Source organism: Curtobacterium sp. VKM Ac-2889, from assembly GCF_015350855.1.
Lineage (GTDB): Bacteria > Actinomycetota > Actinomycetes > Actinomycetales > Microbacteriaceae > Curtobacterium > Curtobacterium poinsettiae.
The window spans coordinates 45976-62059 of record NZ_JADKSC010000004.1 but is presented as its reverse complement, the minus strand read 5'-3'; the positions used below and the strand labels follow the sequence as shown (position 1 = coordinate 62059).

Genomic DNA, 16084 nt, shown 5'->3' with positions numbered 1-16084 from the left:
TACATGCACAAGGAGTGTTGTGGAGTTTCCCGGGGCGTATCCGTTCCCGAACCGTGAGGATTGCGGCGACGTGGAGCTCGAGACCGACGGCGCGCTCCCGGCTGAGAGTCTGCAGTGCCTGACGGACGCGAGCGGAGCCGGCAACGTGGCGTCACTCGCCTGGGTGCGGCGGACGACCGAGGGCGATCCGACCCCGTACTTCGTCCAGACGGACGGGGCAGGGGCGACGGTCGCGTCGACGGCGGCCTACGACACCTACGGCCAGGGCGGGTGGCGCGAGTACGGGCGTCCGCACAGTGGGTCGCACGAGCGGAGCGATCTGAACACCGTGTGAACGACCAAACCGGTCACCACGGTGGCCCCGAACGACTCCACGGTGGCCGAAGTCCGGCCGCCGACAGTCGACGAGGAGCTTCCCGTGAAGAAGAACACCCGCATCCTGAGCACCGCGACCATCGCCGTGGCGCTGACGCTCGGCGGTCTCGCAACGAACGCGACCGCTGCGAACGCCGCCGAAGACACCTCCACGAACGCGACGTCCCCGGCACTCATCCAGGGCCCCCTCGTCCAGGGCCCGCTCATCGACATCGGCGGGATCCTCGACTCGCTCCGCATCGGTCAGTTCCAGTAGCGCCCAGAGGAACCGGAACCAGCGGAACCGCGATCCGGCCCGGTAGCGGCCGCGTCCCGACAGGAAGAGTCTCTCTGTGACGAGCAAGCACCACCATGGCGACCGGGACGAGCAGGAGGCCGGCATCCGCGTCCCGTTGACCTCCGCGCAACGAGGCATCTGGTACGCCCAGCAGCTGGACCCGTCGAACGCGACGTACCAGATCGGGCAGTACCTCGACCTCCGGGGCGCGCTCGACCAGCGGCTCGTCCGGATCGCGCTGAACACGGTGGTCGCCGACCTCGACGCGCTGTCCATGCGCGTCCGGTCGGACGCGGACGGTCCCTACGGGGTCATCGTCCGTCCGCGTCCGACCGACGACGTCGTGCAGGTCGTCGATCTGCGTCACCTCGATCCGGAGGCGGCGCTCTCCGAGGCGATGGCGTCCATGGACCGGGCGATGGAGACCCCGCGCGATCTGCAGGGTGACGACCTGTTCGGCGCGGTCCTGTTCCAGATCACGGACACCCGGTCCCTGCTCTTCCAACGGGTGCACCACCTGCTGCTCGACGGCTACTCGGCGGTCATCGCGCTGCGGTACATGGCCGAGGTGTACACGCGTCTTTCTCAGCCCGCACCGTCGAGCCGGGGCCTCGACGTCGCTGCCGAGCCCCGCGCACACCTCGCCGCCCGGCAGCCGTCGGTGCTTCCCGGGTTGGACGACCTCCACCGTGACATCGCCGAGTACGAAGCATCCGCGCAGCGTGACGCCGACGAGGCCTACTGGCGCAGCGCACTGGACGACGACGCAACGGTCGCCGGCCTCGAGGGCACCGCGAGGTCGGCAGCGAGCTCCATCGTGCGGGTCGCCGTGCCCCTCGACGACGCGCGTGCTGCACGCCTCACGGCACTCGGCCGGGACCTCCCCAAGACCGTCGTCGCCATCGTCGCCCTGTACATGGCGAAGATCACGGGGGAGGAGCGTGTCGCGCTCGGCCTCCCGGTCACCGCCCGACGGGGAAGAGTGGCGAAGAGCACCCCGTCCATGCTCTCGAACATCCTGCCGCTGCGGATCGACGTCCCCGCGAACGCCGAGATCTCGGACGTCATCGCCCATGCTGGCGACGTCGTCCGGAGCGCGGTCGGACACCAGCGTTTCCGCGTCGAGTCCCTCGCCGGGGCACCTCGGCATGCTGGGCCTTCGGTGAACCTGTTGCCCGTCATCGACGAGATCCGCTTCGGCGACGCCGTCGGCGCGGTGAACATCCTCTCGACGGGTCCGGTCCACGACCTCTCCATCGTCCTGTCGGGGCTGTCGAGCGACGCTGCCACCGCAACCCTGCAGCTCGAAGGCGACGCCGAGCTCCACACGACGGCGAGTCTCGCCGAGCACGCGGACCGGTTTCTCGCGTTCGTCGACCGTGTGGTCGGCTGCCCCGAGGGTCTCACCGTCACGGGCGCGACGATCCTCGACGAGGACGAGGTCCCGCTCCTCCTCGGCCAAGGCGCCGGGGAGACCGTCACCCTCGACCCGGAACCGGTCATGGAGGCGTTCGCCGACGTCGCCCGTCGACGCCCGGACGACCTCGCCGTCGTCGCCGAGGACGGCACGACGACGTTCGCGGCGCTCGACGCCGACGCGACACGACTCGCGCACCACCTGATCCGCGAAGGCGTGGTTCCCGGGAGCCGGGTGGCCGTCCGCATCGAGCGCAGTGCTCTCCTGCCGATGCTCGTCCTCGCCGTGCTGCGCGCCGGCGCGGTCTACGTCCCGCTCGACCCGGAGTACCCGACCGACCGGGTCGCCGGGATGATCGAGGACGCGAGTCCGACGCTGGTCCTCACGAGCAGCGCGCAGCTCGTCCGTGACCGGGCCGCCGGCGCCTCCTGGCAGGTTCCCTCGCTCCCTGTCGACGCCGACACCACGGTGTGGCGACGCCGGACGGACGACCCGAGTGCTCTGCCAGCGATCGCCCCGGACGCGCTCGCCTACATCGTCTTCACCTCCGGGAGCACCGGGCGCCCGAAGGGCGTCGGCGTGAACCGGGCCGCCCTGCGGAACCTGTTCCAGCACCACCGGGCCGAGATGTTCGACCCGGCCGAAGCGCGGCTCGGCCGGCCGCTCCGCGTCGCGCACACCGCTGGCCTGTCGTTCGACGCGGCGTGGGATCCGCTGCTCTGGCTCTTCGCCGGACATGAGCTGCACGTCGTCGCCGACGACGTGCGTCGTGACCCCGAGCGACTCGTCGAGTACTTCGTCCGCCACCGGATCGACGCCATCGAGACCACCCCGTCCTTCGCGGAGGCACTGCTCGCCGCGGGCATGCTCGACGCCGATGTCCACCCCACGGAGATCGCCGTCGGCGGCGAAGCGGTCGGCCCGGCCCTGTGGGACGCACTGGCCCACCGCGACGACGTGCACGCCATCAACCTCTACGGCCCCACCGAGGCCACGGTGGACAGTCTCACCGCAGTGCTGGAACCGGGACGCCCGCCGCACATCGGCTCGTCAGTGCGGAACACGCGGCACTACATCCTCGACGCTGCCCTCACACCGGTACCCGACCGCGCCGTCGGCGAGCTCTACCTCGCCGGGGCGAACGTGGCAGAGGGCTACGTGGGACAGCCCGGGCTCAGCGCCGAGCGGTTCGTGGCTGATCCGTTCTCCGCCGACGGTTCCCGCATGTACCGCACGGGAGACGTGGTCCGTCGTCGCCGTGACGGGTCCCTGCGGTTCGTGGGACGCATCGACGACCAGGTCAAGATCCGTGGCTACCGCGTGGAGCTCGCCGAGGTCGAGGCCGCGATGATCCGCCACCCCGGGGTGGACCTCGCAGCGGCCGTCGTGCTGGGCGAGGGTCCTGCCAGTCGCATCGTCGGCTACGTCACCTCCGACGGCGACCTCGGGAACCTTCCGGCGGCGGTCCGGGAGGGCATGCGCTCCGACGTCCCCGACTACATGGTCCCCTCGGTCGTCGTCGCCCTCCGCGAGATGCCCGTGACGCCGAACGGCAAGCTCGATCGTCGCGCGCTGCCAGCGCCCGAGCTGTCGGGTTCCGGCACGGTGCTGCCGCCACGGAACGACGACGAGCGCGTCGCCGCTGCGGTGTTCGCCGAGGTCCTCGGGGTCTCCGCGGTCGGGATCGACGACGACTTCTTCGCAGCGGGCGGCCACTCCCTGCTGGCAACCCGGCTCGCCGCGCGTCTGTCGGAACAGTTCGACCGGACGATCACCGTGCGGGACGTGTTCGAACGGCCGACCGTGGCTGCTCTCGTCGGAGCACTCGACACGGGCACGCCGACCGATCGCGCAGCCCGCCTGGCACGGAGGACGCGCCCGGACACGATGCCGTTGTCGCTCACGCAGCGGCGACTGTGGTTCCTGAACCGCCTCGAACCGGACTCCGCCGCCTACAACATCCCCGTCGTGCTCCGCCTCGACGGTCCCTTGTCCGCCGAGGCCCTGCGCGCAGCGTTCGTGGACGTCGCGATGCGGCACGAGCCGCTCCGGACGATCGTCCCGTTCGTGGGCGACGGGCCGGTGCAGCAGGTCCTCGAGGGTGCTGCCGCCGAACCGCCGTTCCTGACGGTCACGGTCCCCGAGCACCGCATCGACGACGTCGTCCGCGCCGAGGCGACGCGTGGGTTCGACGTCACGAGCGAGACGCCACTCCGCGCGGTGCTGCTCCGCATCGACGACGACCACCACGTGCTCGTCGCGACGATGCACCACATCGCGTCGGACGGGTGGTCGCTCGCACCCTTCGCCCGCGACCTCGGGACCGCGTACGCGGCCCGTGTCGCCGGGACCGAACCAGCGTGGCTGCCGCTGCCGGTCGACTACGCCGACTTCACACTGTGGCAGCGGGAACAGCTCGGCGACGCCGAGGACCCCTCGAGCGAACTCGCCCAGCAGCTGGCGTTCTGGCGGATGGCACTCGCGGGCGCGCCGGACGAGATCTCCCTGCCCCGGAACCGCGCACGTTCCGTCGACGACGGAACCGTTCGACAGACCGTCGGTGCGGTGGAGCTGACCCTCGACCCCGCGCGGCACGCCGAGCTCCGCCGCTTCGCCGGGGACCACCGCACCAGTCTGTTCATCGTGCTGCACGCAGCCGTCGCCGCCGTGCTCCAGCAGCACGGTGCGGGTGAGGACGTCGTCATCGGGACCCCGGTCGCCGGACGGACGGACGCGCAGCTCGACGACCTGGTCGGTTTCTTCGTCAACACCGTCGCGCTCCGCACCTCGCTCGACGGTGATCCGAGCGTCGAGGACCTGCTCGAACGGATCCGATCGGGCAACTCCGCGGCGTACGCCCACCAGGACGTCCCGTTCGATGCTGTCGTCGACGCCGTCCGGCCACCCCGGTCGGTCGGTCGTCACCCGGTGTTCCAGGTGATGCTGACACTGCAGAACACCCGGCCGGCAGCCCTCGATCTCGGCGACGTCGCGGTGACGGTTCCCGCCCAGTCCACCAGTGCCGGGGTGAAGACGGACCTGCTCCTTGACGTGACGACCCCCGATGGTGACGACGGTGGACTCGTCGTCACGTTCGGGTACGACGCGACACTGTTCGACGAGACGACCGTCACGCGGCTCCGCGACGCGCTCGACCGCGTGCTCGCCGCCTTCGTCGAGGGTCCGCACCGTCGCCTGTCCGACATCCCGAACGTGGACGCTGAGACAGCCCTCGAACTCGACCACCAGTCGCGTGGCCGGACGTCCGTCGTGACGGGGACCGTGCTCGACCGCCTCGACACCACGGTTGCGAGCTCGCCTGACGCAGACGCACTCGTCGACACCGCCGGGACGGTGTCCTTCGCCGACCTGGCAGTGCAGACGACCGCGGTCGCGACCAACCTGGCGCGCCTCGGCGTGCGTCGGGGTGACCGCGTCGCCGTCGCGCTCCGGCGCAGTTCCGACGCGATCGCAGTGGTGCTCGGCGTCCTCCGGGCCGGTGCGGTGGCGGTGCCGATCGACGTCGCCTACCCGGACGCGCGCATCGGTCAGATCCTCGCCGGGGCGGAACCGACCGTCGTGGTCGCCCACGACGCGGAGCGCACCTGGTCGGTCGCCGACGAGGCAGGGGTGCCCGTGCAGGTCGTCGCGCCCTCGGCGCTCAACCGTGACGTCGGCGACGCCGCAGCTCCGGTCGCCCCTGCACCGGAGGACGTCGCCTACCTGGTCTACACGTCGGGGACCACCGGGACGCCGAAGGGCGTGCAGGTGTCCCACGCGGCACTCGCCAACGTGCTCGCGCAGCACGAGGACGCGATGATCCGTCCGGTCCGCGACCGCGTCGGTGGTCGAGCCCCGCGGATGCTGCACCTGTCCGGGCTCGGCTTCGACGCGGCGTGGGACCCGATCGTGTGGCTCGTCGCCGGCACGACGCTCGAGGTGGCCGACGACGCCACCCGGACGAACGCGGAGACGGTCGTTCGAGACGTGGTCGAGCACGGCATCGACGTGATCGAGACCACGCCGTCGTACGCCCGTCAGCTGGCCGCGGTCGGACTCTTCGACGCCGTCGCGGAGCACGACGGTCACCTGACCGTCGCGGTGGGCGGAGAAGCCGTCCCCGCGGACTTCTGGAACGAGGTCGCCGAAGCCGACCACATCGACGGTTGGAACCTCTACGGACCGAGCGAGAGCACGGTCGACGCCGTCGTCGCGCGGATCGAGCCCGGCGCCGTCACCATCGGACGGCCGATCGCGAACGTGACGGCCCGCGTCCTGGACGACTTCCTGCAGCCGGTGCCGCCCGGAGTCGAGGGAGAGCTCTACCTGTCGGGCAGCTCCCTCGCGCACGGCTACCGCGGACGGTCCGCCGAGACCGCCAGCCGCTTCGTCGCCGACCCCCAGGGAGACGGCACCCGGATGTACCGCACCGGCGACGTCGTGCGTCGCCGCGTCACCGGGGAACTCGACTTCCTCCGCCGTGACGACGACCAGGTCAAGCTCCGCGGGTACCGGATCGAGCTGGCCGACGTCACCCAGGCCCTCGAACGGATCGACGGCGTCGAGGCTGCCGTTGCTCGTGTCGTCGTGCCCGGCGGACCGGACACCGCACGGCTCGTCGCGTGGGTCGTCGGGACCGTCGACGAACAGGGTGTCCGCCGATCCGTCGCCGCCGATCTCCCCGACTACATGGTCCCCTCGGCCATCGCCGTCGTCGACGCGATCCCGCTGACCCCCAACGGCAAGGTGGACACCGCCGCGCTGCCCGAACCGACCTCGACCGGCGGCGACGGCCAGCCCGTGAGCGACGACGAGCGGACGATGTCGCGGGTGTTCGGCGAAGTGCTCGGTGTGCGCGACGTCGGCATGCACGACGACTTCTTCGCGCTCGGTGGACACTCGCTGCTCGCGGTCGGGCTGATCGGGCGCGTCCGGGACGAACTCGGTGCCACGCTGCCCCTCCGCAGCATCTTCGACGCCCCCACCCCGGCAGGTCTCCTCGCCGCGGTCGGATCCGCGGGAGCCGCCACCCAGCAGGGCGACCGGCAGACCGACCCGGCGCTCCGCGCGTGGGCCGCGCAGCACCCGCGACGGGAAGGCGAGCAGCTGCCGCTGTCGCCGAACCAGGCGCGGCTGTGGTTCCTCAACCGGCTCGACCCCACCTCCACCGACTACTCCGTGCTGTTGCAGGCGACGTTCCGCGGCGATCTCGACACGGACGCGTTCGCCGACGCCGTCGACGACGTGGTCGTCCGGCACGAGATCCTCCGGACGACGTACCCGGAAGTCGACGGTCAGCCGGTCCAGCGCATCCACGACGTGGTGCCGGGCATCGTCACCAGCGCCGCGGTCGACACCTCAGCGGGCTTCGACCTCACGGTGGACCTGCCTGTCCGGGCCGGGCTCGTGGCGACGGGAGACCAGCAGTGGCGTCTCGACCTGTTGATCCACCACATCGCCACGGACGGGGCCTCGCTCGGCCCGCTGGCGCGCGACATCGCCACCGCGTACGCCGCGCGGACCGGGAGCACGGCGCGTGTGCAGCGTCCGCTCGAGGTGCAGTACGCCGACTTCGCGCGGATGCAGCGCGCCCTCCTGGAATCCGACGGTGGACGGCACGACGCGTCGTTGTCGGCGTGGGTCGAGCAGCTCGCCGGCATCCCGGACGAGCTCGCCCTGCCTGCTGACGGACGTCGGCCGGAGTCGGCGACCCGAGCTGCCCGGCAACTGCGATTCACACTGCCCGAGGACGTCGTCTCGGCGGTGCACGCCGCTGCCGGACAGGCGCAGGCCAGCAGCTTCCACGCGTGGCTCGCCGGGCTCGCCGGCTACCTGCACCGCATCGGTGCCGGTGACGACGTGGTGATCGGATCACCGTCCGCCGGGCGGTCCGACCCGGACACCGCTGACCTCGTGGGCTTCTTCGTGAACACGTTGCCGCTGCGCATCGGGATGACCGACGCACCGGACCTGGTCGCGACCATCGAACGGGCCCGAGCCGCAACACTCCACGCCATCGAGCACGAGTCGGTGCCGTTCGAGCGCATCGTCGAGGCGATGGCCCCCGAACGTCGACTCGGACGACACCCGCTCTTCCAGACCATGCTCTCGGTGGAGGAGGACAGCGGGGTCTCGATCTCGCTGCCCGGCGTGACGACCGACCGACTCGAGCCCGACAGCACCGGAGCAGCCAAGGTCGACCTGTCGTTCGTCCTGCGCCCGCGTTCCTCGGGAGAGGTCGACGGCGTCCTGGAGTACGACGCGTCGATGTTCAGCGATCGCGCGGCGCGAGGGTTCGTCGAACGGTGGACGGCGTTCCTGGCAGCAGCGGCCACCGCCCCCCGGCGGCCGCTCCTCGACGTCCCCGTGCAGGCCGGCACCGGGCGCCTCGATGCCTGGCCGGCCGCGACCGACCACCGGCAGCAGTCGATCCTCGAGGCGTTCGCCGACTCCGTCGCCGCCCGCCCGACCGCACCCGCCGTCGTGGCCGGAGGCGTCTCGCTCACCACGGCGGAACTCGACGCTCGCGTCGACGGGATCGCGGCCCGGATGATCGCCGCCGGGCTCCGACGCGGCGACGTCGTCGCGCTGCCCCTGGGCCGTGGCGTCGACACCGTCGCCGCGCTCCTCGCGGCGTGGCGCGCCGGCGCGGTCGCCGCTCCGATCGACGTCGAGCTGCCCCGCGACCGGATCGCCACGATGCTGCGGAGCGCCGACGTGCGTCTGGTGCTGCACCACGGCGTCGGCGGCGGGACGACGGACACCACACCTGCGGACGTGGCGACCCTCGCAGCGTCCGAAGCGGGCGTGCCGTCGGACCGGCTGCTCCGGATCGACGACGATGCGGCATCGGGGCCCGCCGTGCCGGCGCGCGTCGAGCCGCCGCGGCTCGACGACCCCGCCTACCTGGTGTTCACGTCCGGTACGACGGGCGAGCCGAAGGCCGTGCAGGTGCCGCACCGCGCGCTGGCCGCGCTGTTGTCGAGCCACCGTGCGACGCTCCTGCCCGACCCCGAGGAACGTCGCGTCCGCGTCGCGCACACCACCGGCGTCGGGTTCGACGCGGCGATGGACCCCGTGGTCTGGCTCGCAGCAGGCCACGAGGTGCACGTCGTCGACGACTCCACCCGGCGCGACCCCCAGGCCCTCGTCGCGCTCCTCGCCGAGCGTCGGATCAGTGCGTGGGAGACCACGCCGAGCTACGTCACCGCCCTCGCCGGCCAGACGGAGCTCGAAGCGCTGTTCGATGACCGCGACGAGGCCGACCCGTTCGTGCTCCTGCTCGGTGGCGAACCGCTCGACGCAGGTCTCTGGTCGTGGCTGCGCGACCGGCCGGCCGTCGCAGCGTGGAACCTGTACGGTCCGACCGAGGTCGGCGTCGACTCCATGGTGGCGAGCGTGGCCGACAGCCCCGCCCCGGTACTCGGCGCGACGACGGTCGACACCGTCGGGTACGTCCTCGACTCCCGCCTGCGCCCGACGCCGGTCGGCAGCGTCGGTGAGCTGTGGCTGGCGGGCGAGCAGCTGGCACACGGCTACCGCGGCCGGCCCGGCTCGAGCGCCGAGCGGTTCGTGGCCGATCCCTTCGCCTCGGACGGATCGCGGATGTACCGGACCGGTGACCTCGTCGTCCGACGAGACGCCGACGGGGACGAGCGTCCCGGCGTCGTCTCCTTGGGCCGCAGTGACGGGCAGGTGAAGATCCGTGGCCACCGTGTCGAACCCGGCGAGGTCGAGGCGGTCCTGCGCGGTGCCGGCGGCGTCACGCACGCCGTGGTCCGTCCGGTCGACACCGCACGCGGCACGGAACTCGGCGCCTGGGTCGTGACGGACGGAGTCGCCTCCGATGCGTTCCTCACCGCACTGTCCGACCGTCTCCGCTCCCGTGTACCCGACTACATGGTGCCCGCCGGGATCGCGGCGATCGACGCCGTCCCACTGACGCCGAACGGGAAGGTCGACGTGCGGGCACTCCCCGAGCTCCGGATCGGTGGCGGTGCAGGGGCGGCTCCGAGCGGACCCGCGGAACTCGCGATCGCCGCGGCGTTCGCCGCGACACTCGGTGTCGACGGCGTCCGCGCCGACGATTCCTTCTTCGCGCTGGGCGGTCACTCGTTCGTCGCGCAGCCGACGATCCAGGCGGTCAACGAAGCCCTCGACGCGGACCTGCCCGTGCAGGCGCTCTTCCAAGCGCCGACCGTGGCCGGACTCGCCGCCTTGGTCGAGTCCGGCGGTGCGGACGTGGCGGAGTCGCTCCGGACGATCCTGCCCCTCCGGCCCACCGGGCAGGGTGCCCCCGTGTTCGCGGTGCACCCTGCGAGCGGCGTCGCGTGGAAGTTCTCCACGTTCGTCTCTCGTCTGGCCACGACCCGACCGATCCTCGGCGTCCAGATGCCCGGGATCGCGCCGGACCGTCCGGAACCCGCGACGGCCGGATCGTTGGACGAGCTGCTCACCGAGTACGTCACCGCCATCCGCGGCGAGCAACCCCACGGCCCCTACCTGCTCACCGGGTACTCGTTCGGCGGCCGGCTTGCGCACCACATCGCGGCGCGGCTGCAGGCCGAGGGCGAAGAGGTGGCGCTCCTCGCGGTGCTCGACGCGTACCCGACCGAAGCATCAGCGTTCGACGGTGTGGCCGACACCGATGACATGTGGCGCGGTTTCCTCGACGCGAACGGTGTGACGCCTCCTGGTGGCCACCTCGACGGCGAACGGGTGCTCTCCCTCCTCGCCGAGGCTGGCAACCCGCTGGCCGACGTTCCGGGGCACGTCGTCGACCGCATGGTGCGGCGGTTCCGCCGGCTCGGGGAGCTCCTCGACGACGCTCCGGTCCCCGTCGTCCACGGTGATCTCCACGTGTTCGCCGCGACCGAGGACGTCCCCGCGAACCGTCCGGCGCCCGCGGTGTGGGAGCAGTTCGTCACCGGGACGGTGACGTCGAGTTCCGTGGGAGCCCGTCACCAGGACATGCTCACCGACCGGGCACTCGACGACGTCGCACCGGTGCTCGACCACCTCCTCGAGAACGTCCGACACACCGACGCACGCAGAGCGAACCGACTCGGCGCCGGCTCCGAAGACCCAGGTAGGAACACCCCCGCAGCTGACCCAGAGGAGCATCGACCGTGACGAACCCGTTCGACGATCAGGACGGCACCTTCCGGGTGCTCGTGAACGAAGCCGGACAGCACTCGCTCTGGCCCGAGTTCGCCGACGTTCCTCGAGGGTGGGTCGCCGTGTTCGGTCCCGCCGTCAAGACGGCGTGCACCGACTACGTGTCGGAGCACTGGCACGACATCACACCGTCCTTCGAGAGCACCCGCGTCGCGTCGTGATCTCCGTACGAGGGATCACGAAGCGGTTCGGGACCCACCAGGCGCTCGACGGCGTCGAACTCGAGGTGCCCGAGGGCACGGTGCAAGGGCTCCTCGGGCCCAACGGCGCCGGCAAGACGACGACCGTGCGCGTCCTCACGACGCTGCTGCAGCCCGACTCCGGCGACGCCTTCGTCGCCGGACGATCGGTGTTGACCGAAGGCCACGCCGTGCGACAGCGTCTCGGCGTGTCCGGCCAGTACGCAGCGGTCGACGAGAAGCTCACCGGCTTCGAGAACCTGACGATGGTCGGCGAGCTGTACGGCATGCGTCGGAAGGACGCGAAGGCTCGAGCACGTGAGCTCCTCCGGGAGTTCCGCCTCGACGACGTCCCCGACGACAAACGTGCGGGCACGTACTCGGGGGGGATGCGCCGCCGGCTCGACCTGGCCGGGGCGATCGTCGCCCGGCCCCCGGTCGTCATCCTCGACGAACCGACCACCGGGCTGGACCCCCGCGGTCGTCGCGACACCTGGGACGCGATCGAGTCGCTGGCATCAGGTGGGACCACCGTGCTCCTCACCACCCAGTACCTCGAGGAAGCCGACCAGCTCGCTGACTCCATCGCGGTCATCGACGGAGGACGCATCATCGCAGAGGGCACGGCCGCGCAACTCAAGGCCCAGACCGGCGGAGCACGGCTCGACATCGTGCTCGCCCCCGGTAGCGACATCGACCTTGCCGTGGACGCTGTCCGTCGGGTGGGTCACGAACCCGCCGTCGACAGGCGAGTGGGTCGCCTCACCGTCGGTGCCGGCGGAGGCAGCAGTGATCTCCTCGACGTCGTCGGCGCACTCCGAGCCGTCGGGCTCGAGACGTCCGAAGCGGCACTCCGGCAGCCGACGCTCGACGAGGTCTTCCTGCAGCTGACCGGGACGCCAGCTGATCCGGACGCGCCCGTCGCAGCGGTGGGGGCGAGGTCCTCCGAGCCCGACCCGGTGATCGCCGGGGGACCGACGGAGGCGAGCCGATGAGCATCGCGAGCGTCCTCCGCGACGGCCGGGTCATCGCCCGACGGAACATGCTCGGCGTCCGCCGAACGCCCGGGGCGCTGGTGACCGGTGTCGCGCAGCCCATCATCTTCGTGCTCATCCTCGGGTTCGTGTTCGCCGACGCACTCGGCGGAGACGACTACCGCGAGTTCCTCATCGGCGGTGTCCTCGCGCAGACGCTGACCTTCAACTCGTCCTTCACCGCCGTGTACCTGGCGAAGGACCTGCAGACGGGCCTCATCGACCGGTTCCGGGCCCTGCCGATGTCGCGGGTCGGGGTCATCCTCGGGCGCACGACCTCGGACCTCATGACGAACGCCATCTCGATCGTCGTCGTGATCGCGTGCGGCCTGGTGATCGGCTGGCGTGTGCACTCCGACATCGGGTCCGTGGTGCTGACGTTCGGGCTGCTGCTGCTCTTCGCGTTCGCGACGTCCTGGATCGGGGCGTTCATCGCGCTGACCGCTCGCAGCGTCGAGGTCGCACAGTCCCTCGGCCTGCTCTGGCTGTTCCCCGTGTGCTTCGTCTCCGGAGCGTTCGTGTCCGCCGACATGCTCCCCGGTCCGCTCCGGGTGGTCGCCGAGTGGAACCCCGTCACCGCCGTCGCCACCGCGGTGCGGCGGGGCTTCGGGAACGAACCGCCGTCCGGGTTCGCCGTCGGGCACGGATGGCCGGCCGACAACGCGCTGCTCTACGCGTCCTTGTGCTGCGTCGCCATCATCGCTGTCTTCGCACCCATCGCCGTCGTGCAGTACCGACGCATCAGCAAGCGGTGATCCATCTCCTGCTGACCACCGTCGACGACGTCCTCGCCACCGGGGATCGCCTGCTCGGATCGACGGGCGGCGCGGGTGCTGCCTCGCTCGTCAGCGCAGCCGATCGTGCCGCTGCCGACAGCAGGCGAGCAGACCTGGATCGACGGCGGACCCTCGCCGGGCGACTCGCGCTCCGGTTCCTGGCCTGCGCCGTGCAGGGCCGTTCGTGGTCCGACGCCGCGTCCGTCCCGGTGGACCGGACCTGCGAGCACTGCAGCGCGCCGCACGGTCGCCCTCGTATCGCTGGGTCCTCCGCGTCCACCTCGACCTCTGGACGACTGGTGCTCGTTGCTGTCGGCGATGACGCGGCTCGGCTCGGGGTCGACGTCGAGGAGTACCCCGAGACCCTGTGGGACGGGTTCGACGACTACGCGCTGCACCCGTCAGAGCGGGCGGCGATGCCGACCGGACGCGATGGCCTCGTCCACCGGGTCCAGGTGTGGACCGACAAGGAGGCACTCCTCAAGTCAGTCGGTGTCGGCTTGCGCGGCGAACCGTCGGGGCTCCGCGTCGCCGCGGCATCGGCCGGCGTCACGACGGCAGCTCCCCTCCTCGGATGGCGCCCCGTGGCGCAGTCAGCCGACCCGCGGCTCGCGACGGCGTGGACCGTCACCATCAACGCCGGTCGCCGGGCGGCTGCCTCGATCGCGGCGGCGCACCCGACCCCGATCCGCCCCTGGAGGATGGACCGACAGGGGGCCGAACCGGTGCAGCCGGACGTCCGCCGCGACACGGCAGCCAGCGTCCCTGCAGCGACAGCGTGAGCAGCCGGGCCTGGAGGGACGGTGCAAGCTGGCACCGGTCCTCCCGTCCGCCCCTGGTCGTCCTCTCATAGCGCGGGGCGTCGTACCGACCTACCGTCTACTTGTCAGACGATCGTCTGTCGAATAGGCCCTCTGGAAGGAACCTGCTCCATGCGTCACGCTCCTCGCCTCCGCCGGACCAACGCGCTGCTGATCACCAGCGGTGTCCTCACGGCGGCAGCGCTCGCTGTCGGGGCAGCCGGGCCCGTCTCCGCGGCCAACGCCGACGGCACGGCGCCCACCCAGTCCGTGGCCGCCGCCAGCGGTGGGAACTACGTGGCCCTCGGCGACTCGTACGCGGGCGGCTTCGGCGTCGCCCCCTACAGCTCGGGTCCGGCGGCCGGCTGCTTCCAGTCCACCACCGACTACCCGCACCAGGTCGCAGCATCGCTGGGACTCCAGCTCGACGACCGCGCCTGCGCCGGTGCCACCACCGGCAACATCTCCCGGGTCGCGCAGAAGACCGGAGCCGGAAGCGCCACTGCGCCCGTCCAGGCCGATGCGCTGTCCAAGAACACGGACGTCGTCACGGTGTCGATCGGCGGGAACGACCTGGGGTTCGCCGGAGTCATCGCGAACTGCGTCGCGCTGGACAAGGCTGGCCCGGTGTTCGCGGAGATCCACGGGAAGACCTACAACCACTGCAAGGACTACTACGCACCGGTCGTGCACGGGGTCGAGCGGGACCGTCTCGCAGCGCGCGTCCGCACCGTCGTGGCACCTCGGCTCGCGCAGACGTTCCGCGTGATCGCGCAGCGCGCGCCGCAGGCGAAGGTGTTCGTCGTCGGCTACCCGATGCTCGCGCCCGGCACGGCGCAGGCCCCGAAGGGATGCTTCTCGAGCCTCCTCGGTGACTCCGGACTCGAGCCGCCGTTCCCGCAGAACGCGTTCCCCTTCACCCCGACCGACACCGCTTACTTCCACCGCACCCAGAACGCGCTCGACGGAGCGGTCAAGGCTGCGGCGAAGGCTCGTGGGTTCACCTACGTCTCGACGCTCCAGGGCTCTGCTGCGCACACCCCCTGCGCTGCGTCGGGCTCGGCATGGATGTCGGGACTCACCCTGACCGATCGCGGTACCGCTGCGGACAGCACCCCGCTGGCCGGGACGAAGTACTCCATCCTGTTCGGCGCACTCCACCCGAACGCTGCCGGCATCGCGTACCTGCGTGACCAGACCAAGGCCGCGATCGTCGGATCGCGCTGACACTCCGACGGCGGATCTGGTCGCGTCGCTGACGCGACCACGAGACGGACGGGAGGAACGGTGCCAGCTGGCACCGGGCCTCCCGTCCGTCTGCTGGATGCAGCTTCCGTGCCCTCCTGACCGTCAGCACGGGTGGCGGTCGGTCTTCAGGCCGCCCGCGTGGCAGCGATCAGTCGGTGCGCTCGAAGAGCGCTCAGGCCGTCGCGGACACGGGTCTTGGCCGTCCCGACGGTGATGCCGAGCTGACTGGCGACTTCTGCGGTGCTCCGTTCGCCGAAGTACCGCAACACCACAGCGTCCCGCTGTTTGTCCGAGAGGTCAGCCAGAGCGATGCGCAGGGTGGGGCGGAGGAACAACGCGTCGCGCTGGTCGTCGTCGCGGTCGACGCTGTGGTGGTCACGAGTGCCGATGCGGAGCTCGCGTTTCCGCAGGGCTTCGAGACTGCGGATCCGGTCGATCGCCCGACGATGCGCCACGGTGCGCAACCACGACTGCAGATCGGCTCGGTCCGGATCGTACCGATCCGGGTGCTGCCAGAACTCGAGGAACGCTTCGTGCACGACGTCCTCCGCGAGGTGTCGGTCGACGATGACCGTCCCCACGAACCGTCGCAGTCCCGGAGCGTGCTGCTGGTACGCAGCGATGAAGGCGGCGGGTTCGGACTGATCGGCACTGTGTGTTCGACACATGTTGCCCCCTTGCGTTGCTTCAACGTAGATCGTTCTGGACGGATCCGTCTCCCCCCTTTCGGGGCGTGCGAGCAGGCGACGAAGCGCCGTGGGTGATCTGATCGTGGGGCGCGGGGGCGCGGGGGTGACGGCC

9 protein-coding genes are annotated in these 16084 nt (G+C 71.3%); 8 read left to right on the top strand and 1 reads right to left on the bottom strand.

Going from position 1 to position 16084, the window contains the following annotated elements:
• Positions 1-70: 70 nt before the first annotated feature.
• From ITJ50_RS13460 to ITJ50_RS13425, 8 genes are all read left to right on the top strand, one after another.
• Complete coding sequence (locus ITJ50_RS13460; protein ID WP_042538212.1) at positions 71-334, top strand: hypothetical protein; 264 nt, start codon at positions 71-73, stop codon at positions 332-334.
• An 84-nt stretch (positions 335-418) separates the two neighbouring features.
• On the top strand, positions 419-631 hold the full coding sequence (locus ITJ50_RS13455) for a hypothetical protein (protein ID WP_139179817.1): 213 nt from the start codon (positions 419-421) through the stop codon (positions 629-631).
• Between the two features lie 76 nt (positions 632-707).
• Positions 708-11201 (top strand): amino acid adenylation domain-containing protein, encoded by a 10494-nt coding sequence (locus tag ITJ50_RS13450; RefSeq protein ID WP_194590685.1) that lies wholly within the window; start codon positions 708-710, stop codon positions 11199-11201.
• Complete coding sequence (locus ITJ50_RS13445; RefSeq protein WP_017888435.1) at positions 11198-11407, top strand: MbtH family protein; 210 nt, start codon at positions 11198-11200, stop codon at positions 11405-11407. The genes ITJ50_RS13450 and ITJ50_RS13445 overlap by 4 nt, the downstream gene beginning before the upstream one ends.
• A complete protein-coding gene (locus ITJ50_RS13440) occupies positions 11404-12420 on the top strand; it encodes a daunorubicin resistance protein DrrA family ABC transporter ATP-binding protein (RefSeq protein ID WP_017888436.1) in 1017 nt (338 codons plus the stop codon). Before ITJ50_RS13445 ends, ITJ50_RS13440 begins: the two co-directional genes overlap by 4 nt.
• Complete coding sequence (locus ITJ50_RS13435) at positions 12417-13214, top strand: ABC transporter permease (protein ID WP_017888437.1); 798 nt, start codon at positions 12417-12419, stop codon at positions 13212-13214. The genes ITJ50_RS13440 and ITJ50_RS13435 overlap by 4 nt, the downstream gene beginning before the upstream one ends.
• Complete coding sequence (locus ITJ50_RS13430) at positions 13211-14017, top strand: 4'-phosphopantetheinyl transferase family protein (protein WP_056070424.1); 807 nt, start codon at positions 13211-13213, stop codon at positions 14015-14017. The genes ITJ50_RS13435 and ITJ50_RS13430 overlap by 4 nt, the downstream gene beginning before the upstream one ends.
• Positions 14018-14167: 150 nt before the next feature.
• Complete coding sequence (locus ITJ50_RS13425; RefSeq protein WP_017888439.1) at positions 14168-15262, top strand: SGNH/GDSL hydrolase family protein; 1095 nt, start codon at positions 14168-14170, stop codon at positions 15260-15262.
• A gap of 146 nt (positions 15263-15408) precedes the next feature.
• Here the strand turns inward: ITJ50_RS13425 and ITJ50_RS18010 are convergent, their stop codons facing one another.
• On the bottom strand, positions 15409-15951 hold the full coding sequence (locus ITJ50_RS18010) for a sigma-70 family RNA polymerase sigma factor (protein WP_052481708.1): 543 nt from the start codon (positions 15949-15951) through the stop codon (positions 15409-15411).
• Between the last annotated feature and the right edge of the window lie 133 nt (positions 15952-16084).

Excerpts from the sequence above, each read along its gene's own strand:
- ITJ50_RS13435 (WP_017888437.1), top strand. The coding sequence starts at position 12,417 with ATGAGCATCGCGAGCGTCCTCCGCGACGGCCGGGTCATCGCCCGACGG.
- ITJ50_RS13425 (WP_017888439.1), top strand. The coding sequence starts at position 14,168 with ATGCGTCACGCTCCTCGCCTCCGCCGGACCAACGCGCTGCTGATCACC.
- ITJ50_RS18010 (WP_052481708.1), bottom strand. The coding sequence starts at position 15,951 with ATGTGTCGAACACACAGTGCCGATCAGTCCGAACCCGCCGCCTTCATC.